General features: G+C 64.8%; 20 protein-coding genes. 12 read left to right on the top strand and 8 right to left on the bottom strand.

Annotated features, from left to right (window positions below; translation table 11 throughout):
• Nucleotides 1-33 precede the first annotated feature (33 nt).
• The 4 genes from E4680_RS07980 to E4680_RS07965 form a co-directional block, all read right to left on the bottom strand.
• Nucleotides 34-1,839 carry a DEAD/DEAH box helicase gene (locus tag E4680_RS07980; protein ID WP_135281887.1) on the bottom strand — a complete coding sequence of 602 codons (1,806 nt, stop codon included), beginning with the start codon at nucleotides 1,837-1,839 and terminating at the stop codon, nucleotides 34-36.
• A gap of 159 nt (nucleotides 1,840-1,998) precedes the next feature.
• Nucleotides 1,999-2,640 carry a MotA/TolQ/ExbB proton channel family protein gene (locus tag E4680_RS07975; RefSeq protein ID WP_135281886.1) on the bottom strand — a complete coding sequence of 214 codons (642 nt, stop codon included), beginning with the start codon at nucleotides 2,638-2,640 and terminating at the stop codon, nucleotides 1,999-2,001.
• A gap of 66 nt (nucleotides 2,641-2,706) precedes the next feature.
• Nucleotides 2,707-3,462, bottom strand: coding sequence for an energy transducer TonB (locus E4680_RS07970; RefSeq protein WP_205688823.1), 756 nt, complete (start codon nucleotides 3,460-3,462; stop codon nucleotides 2,707-2,709).
• Nucleotides 3,463-3,512: 50 nt separating this feature from the next.
• The gene (locus tag E4680_RS07965; protein WP_135281884.1) at nucleotides 3,513-5,039 is read right to left on the bottom strand and encodes a PepSY-associated TM helix domain-containing protein; all 1,527 of its coding nucleotides are present in this window, start codon (nucleotides 5,037-5,039) and stop codon (nucleotides 3,513-3,515) included.
• Between the two features lie 46 nt (nucleotides 5,040-5,085).
• On the opposite strand from E4680_RS07965, the gene E4680_RS07960 reads away from it, so the two are divergent.
• Nucleotides 5,086-5,931: a S1/P1 nuclease gene (locus tag E4680_RS07960; protein WP_167792442.1), complete on the top strand. Its 846-nt coding sequence runs from the start codon at nucleotides 5,086-5,088 to the stop codon at nucleotides 5,929-5,931.
• Here E4680_RS07960 and murU read toward each other — a convergent pair.
• Together murU and E4680_RS07950 are read right to left on the bottom strand one after the other, a co-directional pair.
• Nucleotides 5,909-6,586 (bottom strand): N-acetylmuramate alpha-1-phosphate uridylyltransferase MurU, encoded by a 678-nt coding sequence (gene murU, locus E4680_RS07955; RefSeq protein WP_135281882.1) that lies wholly within the window; start codon nucleotides 6,584-6,586, stop codon nucleotides 5,909-5,911. The genes E4680_RS07960 and murU overlap by 23 nt on opposite strands.
• Nucleotides 6,583-7,578, bottom strand: a complete 996-nt coding sequence (locus E4680_RS07950) for an aminoglycoside phosphotransferase family protein (protein ID WP_135281881.1) — start codon at nucleotides 7,576-7,578, stop codon at nucleotides 6,583-6,585. Before E4680_RS07950 ends, murU begins: the two co-directional genes overlap by 4 nt.
• 102 nt (nucleotides 7,579-7,680) lie before the next feature.
• Between E4680_RS07950 and E4680_RS07945 the strand changes: the two genes are divergently transcribed.
• The 11 genes from E4680_RS07945 to E4680_RS07895 all read left to right on the top strand — a co-directional run bounded on the left by E4680_RS07945 (nucleotide 7,681) and on the right by E4680_RS07895 (nucleotide 19,868).
• Nucleotides 7,681-9,933, top strand: a complete 2,253-nt coding sequence (locus tag E4680_RS07945) for an LPS-assembly protein LptD (protein WP_135281880.1) — start codon at nucleotides 7,681-7,683, stop codon at nucleotides 9,931-9,933.
• On the top strand, nucleotides 9,917-10,933 hold the full coding sequence (locus E4680_RS07940; RefSeq protein ID WP_135281879.1) for a peptidylprolyl isomerase: 1,017 nt from the start codon (nucleotides 9,917-9,919) through the stop codon (nucleotides 10,931-10,933). The genes E4680_RS07945 and E4680_RS07940 overlap by 17 nt, the downstream gene beginning before the upstream one ends.
• 6 nt (nucleotides 10,934-10,939) lie before the next feature.
• Complete coding sequence (gene pdxA, locus E4680_RS07935; RefSeq protein ID WP_135281878.1) at nucleotides 10,940-11,923, top strand: 4-hydroxythreonine-4-phosphate dehydrogenase PdxA; 984 nt, start codon at nucleotides 10,940-10,942, stop codon at nucleotides 11,921-11,923.
• The gene (rsmA, locus tag E4680_RS07930; RefSeq protein WP_135281877.1) at nucleotides 11,920-12,717 is read left to right on the top strand and encodes a 16S rRNA (adenine(1518)-N(6)/adenine(1519)-N(6))-dimethyltransferase RsmA; all 798 of its coding nucleotides are present in this window, start codon (nucleotides 11,920-11,922) and stop codon (nucleotides 12,715-12,717) included. The genes pdxA and rsmA overlap by 4 nt, the downstream gene beginning before the upstream one ends.
• A gap of 79 nt (nucleotides 12,718-12,796) precedes the next feature.
• The gene (apaG, locus tag E4680_RS07925; protein WP_135281876.1) at nucleotides 12,797-13,183 is read left to right on the top strand and encodes a Co2+/Mg2+ efflux protein ApaG; all 387 of its coding nucleotides are present in this window, start codon (nucleotides 12,797-12,799) and stop codon (nucleotides 13,181-13,183) included.
• A 7-nt stretch (nucleotides 13,184-13,190) separates the two neighbouring features.
• On the top strand, nucleotides 13,191-14,042 hold the full coding sequence (locus E4680_RS07920) for a symmetrical bis(5'-nucleosyl)-tetraphosphatase (protein WP_135281875.1): 852 nt from the start codon (nucleotides 13,191-13,193) through the stop codon (nucleotides 14,040-14,042).
• 49 nt (nucleotides 14,043-14,091) lie between these two features.
• On the top strand, nucleotides 14,092-15,597 hold the full coding sequence (gene glpD, locus E4680_RS07915; RefSeq protein ID WP_135281874.1) for a glycerol-3-phosphate dehydrogenase: 1,506 nt from the start codon (nucleotides 14,092-14,094) through the stop codon (nucleotides 15,595-15,597).
• A 24-nt stretch (nucleotides 15,598-15,621) separates the two neighbouring features.
• Entirely contained in the window at nucleotides 15,622-17,127 is a 1,506-nt protein-coding gene (glpK, locus tag E4680_RS07910; protein WP_135281873.1) for a glycerol kinase GlpK, read from the top strand.
• 552 nt (nucleotides 17,128-17,679) lie between these two features.
• The gene (locus tag E4680_RS07905; RefSeq protein ID WP_135281872.1) at nucleotides 17,680-18,192 is read left to right on the top strand and encodes a HEPN domain-containing protein; all 513 of its coding nucleotides are present in this window, start codon (nucleotides 17,680-17,682) and stop codon (nucleotides 18,190-18,192) included.
• Between the two features lie 70 nt (nucleotides 18,193-18,262).
• On the top strand, nucleotides 18,263-18,640 hold the full coding sequence (locus E4680_RS07900; protein WP_135281871.1) for a hypothetical protein: 378 nt from the start codon (nucleotides 18,263-18,265) through the stop codon (nucleotides 18,638-18,640).
• Nucleotides 18,641-18,771: 131 nt separating this feature from the next.
• Nucleotides 18,772-19,868 (top strand): IS3 family transposase gene (locus E4680_RS07895; RefSeq protein WP_135281870.1). Its coding sequence is split into 2 segments (ribosomal slippage): nucleotides 18,772-19,033 and nucleotides 19,033-19,868, totalling 1,098 coding nucleotides; the frame shifts between segments, so codons are not numbered across the junction.
• A 208-nt stretch (nucleotides 19,869-20,076) separates the two neighbouring features.
• On the opposite strand, the gene E4680_RS07890 is transcribed toward E4680_RS07895, so the two are convergent.
• Together E4680_RS07890 and E4680_RS07885 are read right to left on the bottom strand one after the other, a co-directional pair.
• Entirely contained in the window at nucleotides 20,077-20,499 is a 423-nt protein-coding gene (locus E4680_RS07890) for an Imm39 family immunity protein (RefSeq protein ID WP_135281869.1), read from the bottom strand.
• A partial coding sequence (locus E4680_RS07885) for a hypothetical protein (protein ID WP_205688822.1) occupies nucleotides 20,496-20,883 on the bottom strand: 388 nt, incomplete at its 5' end. The genes E4680_RS07890 and E4680_RS07885, both read right to left, overlap by 4 nt.

Here is a 20,883-nt window from a genome sequence, read left to right as displayed (position 1 = left end):
AGTTCGCCAGCGCCATCCGATTCTGACAGCGACTCATTTCGATTTGGGGCGGCCTTTGCTCACGCGGGGCTTGGCTGACCGCTTGGGCTTGCCATCCTTGGGCAGTGTGATGCGGGCAGGCTTGCCGGGGCGCTTGGGCGCCGCCGCTGTTTCGTTGAAGCGCGAGATGGCCAGGGGCCGCCCGGCCACCCAGGCCTTTTTCAGCGTGGCGACCACGGCGGGCGGCAGATTGCCCGGCAGGTCTACGGTGCTGTAGGTATCGTGGATCTTGATGCGGCCGATGGAGCGGCTGTCGATCCCGCCTTCGTTGGCGATGGCGCCAACCAGGTTGGCGGGCTGGACACCGTGCGCGCGTCCCACGTCCACCCGGAAGGTTTCCAGCTCCGCTGACGGATGACGCGCGCTGGGGCGCCCCTTGGACGGTCCCTCGCCCCGTGCGCCAGGCGGGATGTCGCCGCGTTCGCGCTTTGGATTGGGCGCGCGGCTGCGCGTGGGGAGTGGTTCCTTCGCGGGGTCGAGCAGCAACGGCGTTCCGCCATTCAGCAGAGCCGCCAGGGCGGCCGCGGCGTCGAGGGGATCCAGGCCATCTTCGGCACAGAATTCGCCGAGCAATTGCCGGTAAAATTGCTGCTGGCTGTGGGTAAGTGCCTGATTGATGGCGGCCTTGAAGCGTGTGACCCGCCGTTCGTTGATGCGCGCGACGCCGGGCAGCTCCATGGACTCGATGCGCTGGCCGGTGGCACGCTCGATGGCCTGAAGCATGCGCGTTTCGCGCGGCGCGACGAACAGAATGGCCTCGCCGCTGCGGCCAGCGCGGCCGGTGCGGCCGATGCGGTGCACGTAGGCTTCGGTGTCATACGGGATGTCGTAGTTGACGACGTGGCTGATGCGTTCCACATCAAGGCCACGGGCGGCGACATCGGTGGCGACCAGGATGTCGATTCGGCCGGTCTTGAGTTTGGCCACGGTCTGTTCGCGCAGGTTCTGGGGGATGTCGCCATTGAGCGCGGCGGCGGCATAACCTCGCGCGGCGAGAGCATCGGCAAGCTGTTCGGTTTCGACCTTGGTGCGCACGAAGATGATGATGCCGTCGCTGTCCTCCGTTTCCAGGATGCGGGTCAGCGCCTCCAGCTTGGGGAGACCGCCGACGCGCCAGTAGCGCTGTCGGATGGTGGGCGCAGTGGTGGTGCGTACCGCGATGGAAACCTCGGCGGCGTTTTTGAGATGCCGCTGGGCGATGCGCTTGACGGCGGTCGGCATGGTGGCGGAGAACAGCGCGATCTGGCGGCTCTCGGGGGTCTGCTCCAGGATCCACTCCACATCGTCGATGAAACCCATGCGCAGCATTTCATCGGCCTCGTCCAGCACCAGACAGCGCAGGTTCGCAAGGTCGAGACTGCCACGGCGCATGTGGTCCATGATGCGGCCGGGGGTGCCGACCACCACCTGGGCGCCTTGGCGCAGACCGCGCAGCTGCTCGCCATAGCCTTGTCCGCCGTACACGGCCAGTGCCCGGAAACCTTGCACATGCGCGGCGTAGCGCTGGAAGGCGGCGGCGACTTGCAAGGCCAGCTCGCGGGTCGGCGTCAGCACCAGGGTCTGGACGCCGGATGCCTCCGGCGCCAGTTGCGACAACAGCGGCAGCGCGAAGGCCGCAGTCTTGCCGGTGCCGGTCTGTGCCTGGCCCAGGACGTCCTGACCAGCGAGCACGTGCGGGATGATGCGGGCCTGGATGGGCGAGGGGGTTTCGTAGCCCAGCTCGCTAACGGCCCGCAGCACGGGTTCGGCGAGGCCGAGATCGCTGAAGAGCACTGGGGTTTCGGAGTCGCTGCTTGTCATTGGAAAATCCACCGGCAAAGGAGAAGGCGCGTGTACGCGGGAAAACCGACCGCGCGAATCCATGCGGTGAGAGGTCGGGCTGGGCCCGAAATGCCCGGCCGCGCCGCAGGAACGACCGCGGCGCAGGCAAGATGGTTTCGGGAAAGCTTGGATTCGGGCTCAGGAAACGCGCGAATCGGTGCGCGCGTAGAGCAGGTCGACCAACTGGCGGCCATTGTCGGCGGTCAGCGTGGTCAGTCGGCTCAAGGCGCGAACCGTCACATTGTAACCGATCAGTGCCGGAATAGCGGCAAACAGGCCCACGGCGGTGGCGATCAGTGCTTCGCCGACCGGGCCGGCGACGGCGTCCAGCGTGAGCGCCTTGCCGGTGAGCGTCTGCAGCGCGTGCATGATACCCCAGACCGTACCGAGCAGGCCCACGAACGGCGCGGTACTACCCACCGTCGCCAGGACGATGAGATGGCGCTCCTGATCGCTTCGGATGGGCATCTGCGCGTCGGCCAAACGGGCTTCCAGCTCCGGCGCGGCCACATCCCGTCGTGCCAGCAACTGTGCGGCCGCCTGGCGAAGTCGGGCCGTCGGGCAATCGGCCGGGAGCTGTTCCAGGGCGCGAAGGTCGCCTTGTTCGATGAGGTCGGTGGCTCGGCGTTCCAGACGGTGCCAGCGGCGTAGTTGCCAGAGTTTCTCGAGAATGACCGTCCAGCTCAGGATCGACATCACCACCAACGTGATAAAGACGCTCTGGATCACCGGATCGGCGTGTTCCCACCAGCCCAGCCACAAGGCGGAAGATGGTTCCATGAAAATATGCTCCTCAGTTGTTGGCGTGGATGGTTCGTCGTGCGTGCGTTCCGACCAGCGCGGCACTCAGCGGCTGATCCGGAAGACAATCGGGACCTCGACCGTGGCCGGAACCGGTCTTCCCGCGCGCGTGGCCGGCCGGAAGCGCCAGCGCCGCACGGCGTCCAGCGCGGCGTCGTCCAGGATCGCATGGCCGGAACTGTCGGCCAGTGCAACACGGATCGGGTGCCCTTCGGGGTCGAGTTCAACGCGCAGCCGCGTGGTGCCTTCCCAACGCCGCCGCAGGGCGAGCGGTGGATAGTTCGGTGCCGGATTGAGCCGATAGGCGGCGTTCAGATCGATGGCGATCGGTGCCTGTTCCATGGCACTGGGTGCTTGCGGCGCAGCAGGCCGGGCGATCGCCGGCTCGCTAGGCGCTGCCGGGGTGGGCGCGACGGGCGCGGATTCAACCGCCGGTGCCATGGTTGACGGTGGGGCCCGCCTGGGGCTCGGTTTCGGGGGTGCGGTCGGCTTGGGCACAGGCTTGGGCGGCGGTGCGGCCGCCGGTTTGGGTGGCGCGGGTGTCGGCTCGGGCGGTGATGGCGCCGGCTCAGGTTGTGGGGCCGGGGCGGCCGGTACCGGCGGCGCGGCAAGCGTGACCAGCGTGACGGGCTCGGGACGTGCAGGCGTTTCGGCCGCCGGCGTGGGCCACAGCCCGGCGCCGGTCAGCAGCAGGCCATGCAGGCCCAGCGAGAGCAGTGCAAGTTTCGTAAATGCGTGGGGAACACGGTCGCCGGGAGGGAGAACGCGCAGCGCCGCCCCGAGCTTCGCCGGCGCTGGCATGCGAGGCTCTGATGGGGCGATTGGCCCAAGCTGACGCAGCGATCCGGCGCTCATGCGCGGCTTTGCCTCCATCGGCTCACTTGGCGTGCCAAGCCCAGTCCGACGGTGAGGGCCAGCGCCAGGGCGGCAAGTGATTGCAGGAGCTCGCGGCCCGGCTTGCCAATTCCGGCATCGAGAAAGCTCCATTTGTGGATCGCCCCGAACACCCAGCCTTCGATCCGGTTGAGGGGGGTTAGATGGGCCGCCAGGGCACCGGTTCGAGTCTCCACATACCAGGTCTCGCCGGGGCGTTCCGGCAACGTCACGGCCATGACCGGCAGGCGCTTGAACACGAACCCATAGCCGTCCCCGAAGCGGTGCACGGGCTTTACATCGGTTGCCGTGCCGATCGGCAAGCCGGCGTGTTGATAGGCCAGCGCGGTGGCATGTCGTTGGTTGCCGTCCGGGATGACGGCGCCGGTGGCGGCGTTCACATAACGATCGGCGGGGGGCGGCGCATCGTGGCGATCGCCGTGTCGATGTCCCGGTGCTGCAACGGGTGAGGCAGGCATCGCGATCCAGGCCGGCTCGCCGTCGAGGCGAGTCAGGTCCAGCGCAAGAATCGACGCGCCCCCGACAAAGCCGGCGACCAGTGCCGCGAAGGGCGCCTGCAATTCGGTCGTGGAGAAGGATCGAGGGGCCGCCGGGGCGGTGGGATCTCCTTGCCAGGCTTTGACACCCAGATGCAGTGCGCCCGAAAGTGCGAGCATCAGCGCGATCGGGGCGACCGGCACGGCGAGGCGCTGGTGGATGCGGACCGTCGCGGGCCGCGCCAGACGCAGCGCGCCCCGGCGCCAGAGCCGGACATAGATCGCGAGCCCGGCTGCCGACACCATGGCGGTGACGAGCAGCAGAGTCAGCATGATCCCCTGAGTCCATCGCGAGGACTGAATGGGGCTCCAGGAGTGCATCCAGCGAAACAACTTTCCGGTCCAGTCCTTACGGGTATCGGTGAGGGTGGCGAGTCGTCCCGACGCCGGGTCGACGTAGGCGCGCAGACCGTCCGGGCGATTCAGCGCGACTTCCCAGACCGGCAGCAGCCGGTCGATGTAATGATAATCATTATTGAATGAATCGAGAAGTGTGAGCCGTGTGACCGCGCTGGTCTGATCGCCCGTGTAGTGGCGTGCCAGGCGCTCCGCCCAGCGCCTTTCGGCATCGGGTTGCACCGCGCCACTGCGCGCGTCGATCCAGTAGATCCGCCCTTCGGATTGCACCCGATAGGCGGGGGTGGCTCCCGCCGGCTGCCACAGGCGCAGCGCCTCGAAACGGGTCAGGCCGGCCGCTTGCAGAACCTGTTGCGGCGATTGCAGATTCGACCCATCCACGGCACTGAGCGGCGGGGCGAACGTCGCCGGCTTGGGATTGAGGCGTGAAAGAATGGGGTGGCCCAAGCCGCTCAGCGCCCATAGGATCACCGCCAGGCCGATCCACAAACCGGCGCGCATGTGCCATCGGTGGAGGCGGCCGATGTCGATCCGGCTCAGTCGGGTGGGGCGATTGACCGCTGGGATCTTGCCCGGTTCAATGAGGGCCATGTTGGGTGTGCCTTTGGAATGGATTCGGGGCGTGTGCAAACGGGTGATGGTAATCAATGGGCTGGGCGACCCGAATGCGGCAAATTGTCGCAGGCGGGTGCGTTTGGCCTTGTTCTGGCTGGGACTGAGCCTGATCGCGTCGCCGGCCTGGGGCTGGGGCGGCACGGGCCACCGGATGATCTGCGAGATCGCCTGGCAGCATCTGACCCCCGCTGCGCGCCGGGAAGTTCAGGGCTTGCTGCGCGTGGAACGGGGATCATCGCGCTTCAATGAAAGCTGTACGTGGGCGGATCGCATCCGCGGGGATTCTCGCTACGACTTTCTCGCCCCCTGGCACTACCTGAATTTGCCCCCGGGGACGACGCGGTATCGTGATCGCCATTGTCCGCGTCAGGGCTGCGTGGTGCGGGCGATCGAAGAGACACGGGCCATTCTGGCCGATTCGCGCCACTCGCGCCGCGAGCGGCTCGACGCGCTCAGACTGTTGGGGCACTTCGTCGGGGATGTCCACCAACCGCTCCATGTGAGCCATGCCCGCGATCGCGGCGGGACGTTGCGGACGGTGCGTTACGGTGACGATCCGGCACCGATCAGTCTGCACAAGGTCTGGGATGATCGGCTGCTCGATCACTGGGACGCCGACTGGCGGCCCGTCAGTCTCCGGATGGCGCGTGCACTGGCGATGGATGAGCGCCGGCTGTGGTCGAAAGGCGATGCGGCGGATTGGGCGATGGAGAGTTTCCGGCTGACCGAGGATCAGGTGTATCCCCAAGCGCTCGATGACGTCATCGATGCCTCGGAGATTGCGGCCGCCCAGCGGCTTGTCGAGACCCGGTTGCGCCAGGCCGGCTGGCGTCTGGCAGGGTTGCTCAACAGCGCTTTGGATCCTTGAGCGCCCGGTCCAGCGCGGCGAGTCGTTCGGGTGTTCCCACATCGACCCAGGCCCCGGTGTGGCGGGTGCCGCTGACGTGCCCCGCTGCCATTGCCGGCCGCAGCAGACTCGCCAGTGCAAAGGCCCCGCTGGGCGCGCCCTCGAACAGATCGGGATGGTAGATCCCGATTCCCGCGAAGGTGAGCCGGTCGGCGCCTTCGTTCTGCACACGGCCCGACGCGTCGAGCTGAAAATCCCCTTCCGGGTGGTGCGCCGGATTATCGACCAGGACAAGGTGTGCCAGATCGCCATCGGGCAGCCGGTCTTGCCCGAGCGGATAGTCGGTCCAGACATCGCCGTTGATCACCGTGAAAGGACCAGGGCCCAGCAAGGGCAGCGCCCGGGCAATGCCGCCACCGGTTTCCAGCGCGTGGAGACCTTCGTCGGAATAGCGCACTTCAAGGCCGAATGCCCTGCCATCGCCGACGGCGGCGCGGATCGCCTCGCCACGATAGGCCAGATTGATCACCACCTCGCTCAGCCCTGCCTGCGCCGCGCGCTCCAGATGGTGGAACAAGAGCGGCTTGCCTCCCACCGGCAGCATGGGCTTGGGCAGCTGATCGGTTAGGTGACGCATGCGCGTGCCGCGGCCGGCCGCCAGGATCATGAGTTTCACGCCGGGCCACCGTCCATGTGCAGTTCGGTCAGCAGTTCACCCAGGGGCGACAGCGCGGGCTGGCGGGCGACGGCGGCATCGAGGTAGGCCAGAAAACGCGGCGCTTCGGCCAGATAGCGCGGCTTGCCGTCGCGATGGCAAAGGCGCGCGAAGATGCCCAGCACCTTCAAATGACGCTGCGTGCCCATCCAGTCCAAATCGCGCAGAAATTCGGCAGGGTCGGCGGGGACCGGGACGCCAGCCTTCCGGGCCTGCGCCCAGTACGACAGCGCCCATTCCTGCGTTTGCGATTCCGGCCAACTGACGAAGGCATCACGCAGCAACGACGCCACATCGTAGGTCACCGGACCTTCCACGGCATCCTGAAAATCGATTACGCCCGGCCCGGGTCTGGTGACCAAAAGATTGCGGACCATGAAGTCCCGATGAACGAATACCCGGGGCTGTGCCAGTGCGGCCTCGACCAGCATGCAGGCCAAGTCGTCCCACTGCTTTTGTTGCCCGGGGGTCAGCGTCCGGCCGAGATGGTGCGTCACATACCAGTCCGGAAACAGCGCCAGTTCAGCGGTCAGCCGGGCGCGGTCATATGTCGGCAGCACGCCGGGACGGCTATCCGCCTGCCAGCGGATCAGGGTATCCAGAGCAGCGCGGATCAGCGGATCGGCCGATTCGGTGCGCAGCGCATCGAGATAGGACTGTTCACCCAGATCCTCGAGCAGCATCCAGCCGCGTGCGGATTCCCAGGCCAGCACCGCCGGTACCCGGACACCTGATGCGCGCAGCAAGGCGGCGACATGCGCGAAAGGCGCGCAACTCCCCGGTTCGGCGCGCGCGTCCATCAGCACGCGGGTCTGGGTATCGAAGTGCAGTCGATGATAGCGGCGCATGCCGGCATCGCCGGGAACGGTCTGCCAGCGCGTCGGCTCTGCGCCCGCGTGGTGGCAAGCCCATTGGTACAGCTCAACATCGTGCGCGCCAGAGGGGGCGGGCATCGTCGGTTCTCCGTGAAAGCCGAGAATTGATATGCTGGGCGCCGTTCGACGGGCGCCCTTCCCAGGGAAGGCCCTTGGGGCTCTTAAATTGCGGATCCGACGATGGTAGCGAAAAAAAACAGGGCTCGTCAGTGGCGGGCGGCTGGATCATTGACAGCGCTGCTCGGCGTGGCCGCGCAACCGGCGTTCGGCGAGGCTGCCGACGTCCAGACCGCCTGCGGTCCGGTCAATCCCCTGGAGTCGTTGCGTCAGCAGTATCCTGGCGGGAATCCCAGGGATTCGCGCGTCTTCATCGACGCGGACCGGGCCTCGGTGGCTGAGGAAGGGCTGAGTATGATGCGGGGCAGCGTGGTGGTGCGGCGCGGGAGCACGACGCTGCTGGCGCCGGAACTGCGCTACGACGGATCGCGATCGGTTCTGGCGGGTGAGTCCGGGCTGACCGTGCTGAGTGATGCTCTGGATCTGCAGGCGCAGGTGGGTCGAGTGGCCGCCGAACGGGGCGAAGGCCGTTTCGAAGACGCGCGGTTCTATCTGCGCAAGCGCGTCGGCCGAGGTACCGCCAGCACCGTCCAGACGGCCGAGGATGGACCGTCGCGGCTGCGCGAGGTCCGCTTCACCACCTGTCCGGCCGATCAGGGCGATGGCGACTGGTACCTGCGAGCCCAGGATGTCCAGCTGGATTTCGATTCCGGTCAGGGCACTGCCCGCAATGCTCAGGTGGTGTTCAAGGGCATACCGCTGATCTACACGCCATGGCTCGCCTTTCCGATCACGGATGAGCGTATGAGTGGTTTTCTGGCGCCCCGGATGGGGAGTTCCAACGACCGCGGTCTGGATTTGTCGGTGCCGTATTACTGGAATATCGCGCCGGAACGCGATGCCACCTTCACGCCGCGGCTCATGAGCAAGCGCGGCTTGCAGCTGCAAAGCGAGTATCGCTATCTCGGTGCGCTGGGTCAGGGCGTGCTCTACAACGAATATCTTCCCAATGATCAGATTCTGGGCGAGGACCGGACGCTATGGTCCTATCGGCACCAGGCCAAGCCAGCGCCGGACTGGCAGGCAAAGATTGACTACAGCTCGGTCAGCGACATCGATTACTTCGAAGATCTCAGCACCACCCTGAACCGTTCCAGCTCGCGCTATTTGCAGCGGCAGGCGGCCCTGGGCTATGGCGGGCCGCAGTGGGATCTGTTTTTCCGCGCCCAGGATTTTCAGCTGGTCGATCCGCGTCGCCGCGGCGAACCCGAACCCTACCAGCGCTTGCCGCAGGTCATGGCCCGGACCCGGAATCCGCAGGCCCTGGCCGGACCGCTGGTCTACGACCTGCGCGCCGAAGCGGTGCGATTCGGCCGCGATGGCAATCGCCAGGGTGAGCGTCTGGATGCCGAGCTCGGCGTGGGCGCCGCTTGGGATCGGGGTGGATATTTTGCCAGGCCGCGCCTCGCTTACCGCCAGACCCAGTACAGCCTGATCGACCCGGTGGCCATCGATGGCGAGCAGAACCCCTCACGCGGCCAGCCGATCGTGTCGCTCGACACCGGTCTTCGCTTCGAACGGGACGTGGATTGGGCGACTCGGCCGTTCCTGCAGACGCTGGAGCCGCGGCTGTTCTATCTCTATGTGCCCGAACGGGATCAGAGCGAGCTCCCGGTGTTCGATACGCGCCTGCCGGAATTCGACTTCCTGCGCCTGTTCGACACCAATCGCTATGTCGGCGCCGATCGTCAGGGGAGCGCCAACCAGGTGACAACGGCCGTCAGTTCCGCCTTGCGGGATGGCGAGACCGGCGCTCCGGTCGTCGAGGCCACGCTCGGGCGCATCAACCGCTTCACCCCTTCGGACCCGCTCCTGCCCGACGAGGAGGGCGCAGAAATCGGCGATTCCACCAATCTGGCCGAGGCCGCGGCCTATTTGGGCGCCGACACCCGCGCCCGCTTTCAGATAGAATGGGACGACGATGAACAGACGGCGATTCAGCAAGTTGCCGAAGTGCGTTACCAGCCGGAACCCCGCAAACTGATTGGCGTGGCCTATCGGTTGCGCCGTGATCTGGGGGAGCCACTCGAACAAGTCGATCTGATGGGCAGCTGGCCGGTGACGCCCGAGCTGGCTGCCGTCGGACGTTGGAATTATTCCCTGCGCGACGATCAGGATCTGGAATCGCTGCTGGGAATCGAATATCGCAGCTGTTGCTGGGCGGTGCAGGTCGCTGGTCGGCGGTATGTGCGCAATCTCGACGAAGTTGACCAGGGGATCTATTTGCAGCTGGAGCTGACCGGATTGGGGCGGCTCGGTGATGGGATCCAAAGTTTTTTGAACCGAGCGATGGTGGGTGATGAAACAATGCCATGACAGGACCCGGAACCAAGGGTCGGCGATCTGGATATTCGGCATGCTGCTGCTGGCGTGGTCCCTGCCGCTGATGGCGGCTGAGTTGGACCGTGTGGTGGCTGTGGTCAACGACGGTGTGGTTCTGCGCAGCGAACTCGACAATCAGATTCGCGAAATCCGCGCCCGTGCCGCTGGCCAGGCCAACGGCCGACTGCCGCCCGACGATGTACTCGAGCGCCAGGTTCTGGAGCAGATGATCCAGAAGGAAATCCAGATCCAGCTGGCCACCCGCACCGGCATCAAGGTCTCGGATGATGCGGTCAATCAGGCGATCGCCGGCATCGCGCGGCGCAACAACATGCGGCTGGAAGATTTCATCGCGGCCGTCGAAGCCCAGGGGCTGAGCTATCAGGCGCTGCGCGAAGACATTCGGGACGACATCAGCATCGATCAGCTACGCCAACGCGAGATCGCGCGCAAGATCGTGGTGACCGACCGTGAAATCGCCAACCAACTCGAAACGCTCGAGGGTCTTGATGACACCGAGAATGGCGCCGAGGACAAAAAGATGATGGTGAGCGAGACCCGTGCGCGCCACATCCTGATGCGACCCAGTGTGGTGATGGACGAAGCCAAGATCCGAACCACGCTTGCGGACGTGCGGAGCCAGCTGGTTGCCGGGGCTGATTTCGCCGAACTCGCCAAGCAGTATTCCGAAGATCCGACCGCCGATCAGGGCGGCGAGCTGGGGTGGTTGCCACGTGGCGCGACGGTACCGGAGTTCCAGCAGGTGATGGATGCATTGGAGCCGGGCCAGGTCAGCGAACCGTTCCGTTCGCGATTCGGCTGGCATCTGGTGCAGGTCCTGGAACGACGCCAGCGCGACGCCACCGACGAGGCGCTGCGTGAGCAGGCGCGGCAGCTGGTCTTCCAGCGCAAGCTGGAGGAAGCGACTGCCGCCTGGGTGCGCCGGCTGCGCGAAGAAGCCTATGTGGAGATTCGCCTCGATCCCGCGAGCTGACCGGTCATGTCCGTGCCCCGTCTGGCCCTGACGCCCGGTGAACCGGCCGGCATCGGCCCGGATCTCGTGGTGCAGCTGGTTCAGGAGCCGTTTCCGGCCGAGCTCGTGGTGGTGAGCGATCCCGATCTGCTCGAGGCGCGTGCGCGCCGGCTCGGCCTGCCCGTGGCGGTGCGCCGGTTCGATGCCGACGCGCCGCCCGCCCCTCAGGTGGCGGGATGGGTCACGGTCGATGCGGTGCCCCTCAGCGCCCCAGTCCGCTGTGGCCAGGGCGACCCGGCTCAGGCGCACCACGTGCTCACGACCTTGGAACGCGCCACCGATGGCGCTCTGGCGGGCCGTTTCCAGGCCTTGGTCACCGGTCCGGTTCACAAGGGATTGATCAACGAAGCCGGCATCGCCTTCAGCGGCCACACCGAGTGGCTTTCCGAACGCACCGGCGGCGCCTTGCCGGTGATGATGCTGGTGGCGCCCGGGCTGCGCGTCGCGTTGGCAACCACCCATCTGCCGTTGCGGGCCGTTCCCGATGCGCTGAACGCCGAGCACCTGCGCCGTGTGATGACCGTGCTGGATCGGGATTTGCGCCGCCGCTACGGCCTGTCCACGCCGCGCATTCTGGTGTGCGGACTCAATCCCCATGCCGGCGAAGGCGGGCATCTGGGGGACGAGGAACAGCGCATCATCGAGCCGGTGGTGGCATCCCTGCACGCCGAGGGGCTCTGTGTGATCGGTCCGCTGCCGGCCGATACGGCCTTCACACCGGAGCGACTGGCGCAGGCCGACGTGGTGCTGGCGATGTATCACGATCAAGGCCTGCCGGTGCTCAAGGCGCAAGGCTTCGGACAAGCCGTGAACGTCACCCTGGGCCTGCCCATCGTGCGTACTTCGGTGGATCATGGGACGGCCTTCGATTTGGCCGGTCGCGGCGGCGCCGATGTCGGCAGCTTTCGCGCCGCAGTGCATGAAGCGCTGCGCCTGGTGGCCGCCTCGTGATCGTCGCCCGCAAGCGCTTCGGCCAGAATTTCCTGCACGATCAGGGCATCATCCGCCGCATCGTCCAGACCGTTGCGCCGCGGCCGGGCGAGGCGGTGGTGGAAATCGGCCCGGGCCGCGCTGCGATCACCCGACCCCTGCTGGCGGCGTGCGGCCAACTCGATGCGGTCGAGATCGATCGCGATCTCATTGCGCTGCTGCGCGATCCGGACACCGGTCTGGACGGACTCACTGTGCACGAAGCCGACGTGCTGCGCTTCGATTTTCGCCCGCTGGCGCGCGAACGGAAGCAATCCCTGCGGGTGGTCGGCAATCTGCCCTACAACATTTCGACGCCCTTGATCTTCCATCTGCTGGACCAGATCGAGGTCATCCAGGACATGCATTTCATGCTGCAGCGCGAGGTGGTCGAGCGCATGGCGGCGGCGCCCGGCGGCGGCGATTACGGCCGTCTGACGGTGATGCTGGCGGCGCAGGTCGAGGTGTTCCCGCTGTTTCACATCGCGCCGGGCTGCTTCACGCCGGCGCCCCAGGTGGAATCGGCCTTCGTGCGTCTGGTGCCGCATGCGCGGCCGCCGTTTCCGCTGCCGGACAAGGCGCTTTACGCCCGGCTCGTGAGCGCCGCCTTCGGTCAGCGGCGCAAGACGCTGCGCAACGCACTCAAGGGTTTGGCCGGCGAAGCAGACATCCGCGCGGTCGGGCTCGATCCAACGGCTCGGGCGGAACAGATCGCGCCGCCTCAATACGCCGCGCTCGCCAGTCATCTGTTGTCGCTTGGGGCAGTGATACCATGATGCCGATGCGGCGCCCCGCTGCGCGGACACCGGCCGGATTGAAATCCAATCGTCTTCCCTCTCTCCCCAGATGACGCACATGACTGAAGAATCCAGCACATATCGGATCGATGTCTCGGTCCTCAGCGAATACTTGCCGTTGGAATCGGATTCCGCGACAGCCCGCTTCGTGTTCTCCTACACCGTGACCTTGCGCAATCTCGGCACCGTGACCGCACGCCTGCTCTCCCGGCATTGGGTCATCACCGATGGCGAAGGCCATGTGCAGGAAGTGCGCGGCGAAGGCGTGGTGGGCGAACAGCCGACTCTGGAGCCGGGCGCCACCTATACCTACAGCAGCGGCGCGATGCTCGAGACGCCGGTCGGCTCGATGCGAGGCAGCTACCAGATGGTCGCCGAGGACGGGACCCACTTCGAGGCCGAAATTCCGGTGTTCACATTGGCCGTCCCCAGCCAGCTGCATTGAGCGTCCCATGGCCTGTTACGCGGTCGGCGATCTACAGGGCTGTCTCGATCCACTGCAACGCCTGCTGGACCGGTTGCGCTTCGATCCGGCGTCGGATTGTCTGTGGCTGACCGGAGATCTGGTCAATCGCGGTCCGCAAAGCCTGGAAAGCCTGCGTTTCGTGCGGGATCTCGGCGCGTCCGCGGTGACGGTACTGGGCAATCACGATCTGCATTTGCTGTCGCTCCATGCGCGCGGCGTGGCCGGGACCGACAAGGTCGATCCCACCCTGGTGCCCGTGCTGCGCGCGTCGGACCGGGATGAGCTGTTGGATTGGCTGACGCGCCGCCCGCTGCTGCACCACGATGCATCCCTGGGCTACACCCTGGTTCATGCCGGCCTGCCACCGCGCTGGAATCTGGCCACGGCGCGCCGCTGCGCCGCCGAAGTCGAGGCCATGCTGGCTGGCGACGGGGGCGCGGACTTCCTGCGCCACATGTACGGCGACAAACCTGATCGCTGGTCGTCTGGATTGACCGGCCTGGCGCGCGCGCGGTTCATCGTCAATGCGTTGACCCGCATGCGGTACTGTACGCCGGACGGGCGGCTCGATCTGCGCGCCAAGGGGACGCCCGACCAGGTGGCCGCGCCGCTGAAGCCTTGGTTCGAGGTGCATCCGCCGGCCGACCAGGGGCTGAACGTAGTGTTCGGGCACTGGTCCACCCTGGGGCGGGTGGCGCAGCGCGGCGCCTACGGTCTGGACACCGGTTGCGTCTGGGGCGGCAGCTTGACCGCCCTGCGGCTCGATGCCGCTGCGGAAGACCCCGAATCCTGGATCAGTGAACCCTGTCCGATGTTCCGCGCCCCGGGTGGGGACTGAGGACCGGCCGCAAAGGCCCATCGGATCGCAGTACGCGTGGAGGTTGTCGATGCTCGCATCGCACTACGACCTGGCGGTGATTGGCGGCGGCGTGAACGGCGCCGGCATTGCCCGTGATGCCGCCGGGCGCGGTCTGTCGGTGCTGCTGGTGGAGCAGCATGACCTGGCCGCGCATACCTCGAGCGCCAGCAGCAAGATGATCCATGGCGGGCTGCGCTACCTGGAACACTACGAGTTCGGCCTGGTGCGCAAGGCCCTGCAGGAGCGCGAGGTCCTGCTGGCGTCAGCGCCGCACATCATCCGCCCGCTGCGGCTGGTCATGCCGCACGACGCCGGTCAGCGGCCGGCCTGGATGATCCGCCTGGGGCTGTTCCTGTACGACCACCTGGCGCGGCGCGAGCGTCTGCCCGGTTCGGGCGGCGTGGCTTTTCACCGTCATCCGGCCGGCACCGGACTCAAGCCGGATTTTCCGCGCGGTTTCGTCTATTCCGACGCCTGGGTGCAGGATGCGCGGCTGGTGGTGCTGAACGCCGTCGACGCATGTGAGCGCGGGGCGGACATCGTCACCCGCACGGCACTGGTCAGCGCCCGGCGCCGGGCGGACGCCTGGTTGCTGGACCTGCGCGCCGCGGATGGCGCCGTGCACAGCGTGCAGGCGCGCCTGGTGGTCAATGCCGCCGGGCCGTGGGTCGGCACGCTGTTGGGCGGTCCGCTGGGTGTTGCCACCCGGCATGCGCTGCGCCTGGTCAAGGGCAGCCACATCGTGGTGCCGCGGCTGTTCGATCACGATTTCGGCTATCTGTTCCAGAACCCGGACGGGCGGGTGGTGTTCGCGCTGCCGTTCGAGGAGCGCTTCACCCTGATCGGCACGACGGACGTGGACTACGACGGTGACCCGGCGCAGGCGGCCATCTCGGCCGAGGAAGTCGATTACCTGTGCGCGGCGGTGAACCGCTACCTGGCCCGCCCGGTGACGCCGGCGCAGGTGGTCTGGACCTTTGCCGGTGTGCGCCCGCTGCTGGACGACGCCGCCAACAACGCCGCCCGCGTGACGCGCGATTACCGGCTGGAACTCGATGAGACCGGCGCGCCGGTGCTGTCCGTGTTCGGCGGCAAGCTCACCACCTACCGCAAGCTGGCCGAGCAGGCGGTGGATCGCATCGTGCCACGGCTGGGCGGCGGGGCGGCATGGACGGCCGGCGCGGTGCTGCCGGGCGGCGACATCGAGGGCGGCGATCTACCGGCGTTCGAGGCGCGGCTGCGTCGGCAATACCCGTTTCTCGCGCCGGCGCTGGCGCGGCGCCTGGCCGCCAGCTATGGCACCCGGGCGCTGCGACTCCTGAACGGCATCGACAGCGCCGCGGCGCTGGGCGAGCCGGTGGTGGCGGATCTGTACCCGTGCGAGCTGTGCTACCTCGTGCAGCACGAATTCGCCCACACGGCGCAAGACATCCTGTGGCGACGCACCCATCTGGGTCTCACCGCGTCGCCGGATGCCGCAGCGCGGCTCGAGGCGTGGCTATCATCAGTCGAAGGTCTGCAGAAGACCGTCTGAGGCGAGAGGCAAGGAGGCAAAATCATGGGTTATCTCTTGGCGCTGGATCAGGGCACGACCAGCTCCCGGGCACTGGTGTTCGATACGGACGGTCGGCTGATCACCGTCGCGCAGCGCGAATTCACCCAGCACTATCCGCAGCCGGGCTGGGTGGAACACGATCCCGAAGAGATCTGGCAGACCCAGATCGCGACCGCACGCGCGGCGCTCGCCCAGGCCGGCATCCACGCCGATGCGGTGCTCGCGTTGGGCATCACCAACCAGCGCGAGACGACGCTGCTGTGGGAACGCGCCAGCGGTCGGCCGGTCGCCAACGCCATCGTCTGGCAGGATCGGCGCACGGCCGCCGCCTGCGCGGCGCTCAAGGCGCGGGGATTGGAGTCGCTGTTCCGTGAGCGCACGGGTCTCATGCTCGATCCCTATTTTTCCGGCACCAAGCTCGCCTGGCTGCTGGACCACGTGCCCGGCGTGCGGGCGCGAGCCGAGCGCGGCGAGCTGGCCTTCGGCACCGTGGACAGCTACCTCATCTGGCGCCTGACCGGCGGGCGCGCGCACGTCACGGATGTGACCAACGCCGCGCGTACGCTGCTGTTCGACATTCACCGCCGCAGCTGGGACGAGGAGTTGCTCGGCCATCTGGGCGTGCCGCGCGCCCTGCTGCCTGAGGTGCGAGCCTCGGCGGGCGATTTCGGCACTACGCAGGCCGATCTTCTGGGCGCGCCGGTGCGCATCGGCGGCGTGGCGGGGGACCAGCAGGCGGCACTGTTCGGGCAGGCCTGCACCGCGCCCGGCATGGTCAAGAACACCTACGGCACCGGCTGCTTCATGCTGCTGCATACGGGATCGACGCCGGTCGCCTCGCGCCACGGCTTGCTCACCACGCCCGTCGCCCAGGCCGGCCCGGAGCCGGGCTACGCCCTGGAAGGCAGCATCTTCGTCGCCGGCGCCGTGGTGCAGTGGCTGCGCGACGAACTGGGCCTCATCCGCAGCGCGAACGAGGTCGAGGCGCTCGCCGCGTCGGTGCCGGACACCGCCGGGGTGTACCTGGTCCCGGCTTTCGCCGGGCTCGGCTCGCCGTATTGGGACGCCGATGCGCGCGGCGCCCTGTTCGGCCTCACGCGCGGCGCCAATCGCGCCCACATCGCGCGCGCCGCGCTGGAGGCCATCGCCTTTCAGTCCGCCGAGATGCTCCAGGCCATGCAGGCCGACGCGGCCCAGCCCATCGAGATGCTGCGTGTGGACGGCGGCGCCACCGCCAATGCGCTGCTGATGCAGATTCAGGCCGACCTGATCGGCATCCCGGTGGTCGTCGCGGCGGTGCAGGAAACCACCGCCTTGGGCGCCGCCTATCTAGCCGGCATCCAAGCCGGCGTGTGGCGCTCGGCGGCGGATGTCGGTGCCTATTGGCAGTCCGCGCGCACCTTCGAGCCCGTAATCTCCCGCGATGAGGCGGCTGTGCGTCTGGCCCGCTGGCGCGAGGCGGTCTCACGCACGCGCGGATGGGTGTCGGCGATGGCGCCGGACAGTTGAGCTATCGTTGTCGTGCGAATGGCCGGTCTGGCCAAGGGTCGTTTCCGCGCGACTCGTGGCTGAACGGAAGGCGGTAAGTGTTACAGTTTTACCGTTTCACTAGAAGGGTATGAACTCCTCGCGGCCGGTTTCCTCGCCAATTTCCGCTGTGAGTTTTCCAATCCATTTCCGGTCTGAGTGAATCCGGCGTTCAGCTTCTTGATACAGAAGCGGATGTACTGCCTCCGCCCGGTTCTCCGTCCGCCTGCCTGTCGAAATGGTTAAAGAATAACCAAAAGCCGCCGAAACAACTCTGCGGACCGACATTTTCGGTGAACAGTGAAGGATGTACTTTGACCTTCAGTTGGAGTACGCGCTGCTCGCAGCGCATCACGCATGCGTTCGCGAAGGGCTGGCAGCTCTGGAGAAGCAAGATCAGCCACCCGGGAAATTTTAGGTCATCTAAGTTAGACAGAACTGTATAACAGATTTATTTTTTTGTGAAGTGCCGTCAATTTGGGCGAATAAGTGGTATACGGCCAAGAGTCATCTAATTCTAGTTAGCTAAAAAAAATGAATCATCATTCTGATGGTCTTCGAAATCTCGAAGTGGTCGATCAATATAGATCACTTGCGGATGGATATCTATTTGTTGCGATTAAGGCATGCGAAATTCTTGTTGCTGATCCATCGCAGGTTACATATTCACGATGCTCTGCTTGTTATTTCAATGCAAGGTTATCAGTAGAGCTATTTCTTAAGGCATTAATCCACAAACAACAGGGATCTGTAGATGTAAGCCATCATATTGAAAAGCTTCGTGATAGAGTTCTTATCCTATATCCAGAACTGACCGATATTTGGGATATTCCTTTTTGTACCGAATTTCTAGGGTTTTATGATTTGCAAAAAGCACAGGATCGCTTCCTAAAAGATTATCCTATTGACCAAGTGCTTCGTTATCCTACAAATAAATCGGGGAGTGTTTGGTCAGGAGTTATGATTATAGAACCCGGTACTTTTCTGCAGTTTCTTACAAAAATACAATCAGATTTTTTAAAAGTGTCCAGCAGCGTGTTTGGCTAACAAGTCGTTCAAGCTGACCGCGCTACGCGCGGCAGCTTAACTCCAGCGTTAGCTGGCCATGGAGAGTTCTATGCTTACTAACAAGCAAATCGAAGAAGCAAAGAAGACGACGCCGTACACTTACGACAATGACATTCTGCATGAGCACAACGACGGCATTCGAATGGCCTATGAATGGCTTGACGCCCAAACGAAAACCAAGGGCAAGACTGCGAGAACATATGCTCTGAAGCATATGATAGAGCGCTGGTGTGGCCGATACATTTCAACGTCTGACGTTGAGGTGGCAGCGCACATGCACCCGGAAATATGCGGCAAGTATCCTCACTTCAATATCAGCGCGCGTCTCACGCTTCCGTCAAAAAATCGCCTCGCCGGAATGAAGGAGGCATTCACTCAAGGCTATCACCTCAAGAACTCCGATGATCGCTATTCTAATGAGGAGTAGCCAGCCAACTATGTGCTCAACCGGACCGTCGGGGACATGTTACGTTCAAACCAATCCATCTCGGCACTCTGAAGCGTCCTCGTTGATTCGAGCCAGTCGGAAGTAGAGTTTCCGCACCGAAGGAGCTCTGCATGAAGAAGTCGAAGTTCAGTGAGGAACAGATCGTCCGGATCCTCAAGGAGATGGAGGCCGGCGCGAAGGTGGCCGAGACGTGCCGCAAGCACGGCATCAGCGAACCGACGTACTACGTGTGGAAGAACAGGTACGCCGGGATGGAGGTGTCGCAATTGCGGCACCTGAAGGACGTCGAGGCCGAACTGGCCCGGCTCAAGCGGATGTATGCCGACCTGGCGCTGGAGCACCACGCGCTGAAGGACGTCCTGTCGCGAAAAGGCTGAGCCAGGCACGGCGACTGGAGCTGAGCCTGGCGATGCAAACCCATCACGGTCTGAGTGCCCGGCGTGCCGACCGCGCGCTGGGCCTGTCGCGTTCGGCGCGGCACTACGCCCCGCGCCTGCGGGACGACACGGCGCTGATCGAGGCGATGGAGGCCCACCTGAAGGACAACCCCGGCCATGGTTTCGGTCTGCTGTTCGATCAGGCGCTGCGGCCGCAGGGCTTCGGCAAGACCCGCAGTTGGCGGGTTTACGTGACCATGAAGCTGAATCTGCCGCGCCGTGGCAAGCGGCGCCTGCCGGATCGCATCCGCGAGCCCTTGGCGATTCCCGGCCAGGCCAACCACACCTGGTCGGCCGACTTCATGGCCGATGCCCTGTGGTCCGGGCGGCGTTTCCGCACCTTCAACGTCAACGACGATTTCAACCGCGAATCGCTGCGCATCGAGATCGACACCAGTCTGCCGTCGCAACGGGTGATCCGGGCGCTGGACGAACGGGTGGAACTGCGCGGTGCGCCCCAACGCCTGCGCCTGGACAACGGTCCGGAGTTCATCAGCGCTGCGCTGCGGCAATGGGCCCAGCGGCACGATGTCGAGCTGCTGCACATCCAGCCGGGCAAGCCGACCCAGAACGCCTACATCGAACGCTTCAACCGGACCTACCGCACCGAGATCCTGGACCGCTACGTCTTCACCAGCCTGCACGAGGTCCGGCGCATGACCGAGGACTGGCGCCACCGCTACAACCACCAACGACCCCATCGCGCACTCGGCGGGCTCCCGCCCGTCGCCTACGCCATGGCATCATCAACCAACTCTACTTCCGGCTGACTCGGAAAAACGAGGACGCTTCAAAACTTCAGTCGGTATTGGATGGCCTGATTTTGAAGCACCAGGCCCGCCGGTGGGTCGAGCCCCAGGCAGGCACCCGGTAAGGATTCAAGCAGATACGGCGGCTAAAGTCCGAGACCAGAAGCCCCGCAGTGCGGGGCTTGGGTGGGGTGTTCTCAGCTAAAAAGCTAATCCCTAATTTCGTATCTCAAGCACTGAGCGAACCAGGGAGTGAAGACAGCGTTCTTTCCAGTGATCCGACGGGTCTTTTAAATTTTCCGCCGGCATGAATCAAAGCCTTCAGCACTGCTTTCCCGAAAATTGATTTCAGATCGTCAAGCGAAGCACCTATCAACTCATGCGTGTCAACCTCAATAGCAAGAGGGAGGTCTCCGTACTTTTTGTTGATCGCTTGGTAGCTAGGCTTGTCGTCATTTTTCAGCCCGTAGCGAACAGCAATAGTCACCCAGAAAAACGGCGCGCCTTCAAGGTAACCGGATTCGATCATTACCTTTTCAACGGCATCTCGAACCCAATCTAATGCCAGCCCGCTTTGCTTGTGAAGTCTTGTCTTAGTAAGCGAAACGCCAACGAGCCCTAACCTTCGATTGTGTGGAGGTTTTGCAATCATCGGTTTGTTTTGTTCCCTGGTAACGCATCATCCCCATACATCCGACGGAAACGTTCTATTACCCTTGTTTCGTAATCACGTGCAGACACCTTATCAGGGAGCGTCCTTCGAATTTCTGATGTATAGGTATCGCCAGTTTCTCTGGTTAACCTTCTAACTTGCTGTTCTGCTCTGATCGATGTCCCATCACCGACACGAGTCCCTTGTGCGCTTTCGCCGATTTTGTACGTCGAACCATCAGGACCTTTAACCCGGTAGACGTGTGTATCGCCGACATAATCCAAAGAGTTTTTATGTACTCCACTCTTTGCACCTCTCGCCCCATCTGCCGCGCGCTCGGCGGCTCTGGCCGCCTCCACCCCTCGCTCGACGGCCCGTGTTGCC

Origin of the sequence: Candidatus Macondimonas diazotrophica, assembly GCF_004684205.1 — a bacterium.
GTDB lineage: Bacteria > Pseudomonadota > Gammaproteobacteria > UBA5335 > UBA5335 > Macondimonas > Macondimonas diazotrophica.
Note: the sequence above shows the minus strand (reverse complement) of the source record. Positions and strands in the feature narration are given on the sequence as shown.

Bases quoted from the DNA above. Each gene is read 5' to 3' on its own strand.
- E4680_RS07980 (WP_135281887.1), bottom strand. From the start codon at position 1,839: ATGACAAGCAGCGACTCCGAAACCCCAGTGCTCTTCAGCGATCTCGGC.
- E4680_RS07975 (WP_135281886.1), bottom strand. From the start codon at position 2,640: ATGGAACCATCTTCCGCCTTGTGGCTGGGCTGGTGGGAACACGCCGAT.
- E4680_RS07970 (WP_205688823.1), bottom strand. From the start codon at position 3,462: ATGCCAGCGCCGGCGAAGCTCGGGGCGGCGCTGCGCGTTCTCCCTCCC.
- E4680_RS07965 (WP_135281884.1), bottom strand. From the start codon at position 5,039: ATGGCCCTCATTGAACCGGGCAAGATCCCAGCGGTCAATCGCCCCACC.
- E4680_RS07960 (WP_167792442.1), top strand. From the start codon at position 5,086: ATGGTAATCAATGGGCTGGGCGACCCGAATGCGGCAAATTGTCGCAGG.
- E4680_RS07950 (WP_135281881.1), bottom strand. From the start codon at position 7,578: ATGCCCGCCCCCTCTGGCGCGCACGATGTTGAGCTGTACCAATGGGCT.
- E4680_RS07945 (WP_135281880.1), top strand. From the start codon at position 7,681: ATGGTAGCGAAAAAAAACAGGGCTCGTCAGTGGCGGGCGGCTGGATCA.
- E4680_RS07940 (WP_135281879.1), top strand. From the start codon at position 9,917: ATGAAACAATGCCATGACAGGACCCGGAACCAAGGGTCGGCGATCTGG.
- pdxA (WP_135281878.1), top strand. From the start codon at position 10,940: ATGTCCGTGCCCCGTCTGGCCCTGACGCCCGGTGAACCGGCCGGCATC.
- apaG (WP_135281876.1), top strand. From the start codon at position 12,797: ATGACTGAAGAATCCAGCACATATCGGATCGATGTCTCGGTCCTCAGC.
- E4680_RS07920 (WP_135281875.1), top strand. From the start codon at position 13,191: ATGGCCTGTTACGCGGTCGGCGATCTACAGGGCTGTCTCGATCCACTG.
- glpD (WP_135281874.1), top strand. From the start codon at position 14,092: ATGCTCGCATCGCACTACGACCTGGCGGTGATTGGCGGCGGCGTGAAC.
- glpK (WP_135281873.1), top strand. From the start codon at position 15,622: ATGGGTTATCTCTTGGCGCTGGATCAGGGCACGACCAGCTCCCGGGCA.
- E4680_RS07905 (WP_135281872.1), top strand. From the start codon at position 17,680: ATGAATCATCATTCTGATGGTCTTCGAAATCTCGAAGTGGTCGATCAA.
- E4680_RS07900 (WP_135281871.1), top strand. From the start codon at position 18,263: ATGCTTACTAACAAGCAAATCGAAGAAGCAAAGAAGACGACGCCGTAC.
- E4680_RS07890 (WP_135281869.1), bottom strand. From the start codon at position 20,499: ATGATTGCAAAACCTCCACACAATCGAAGGTTAGGGCTCGTTGGCGTT.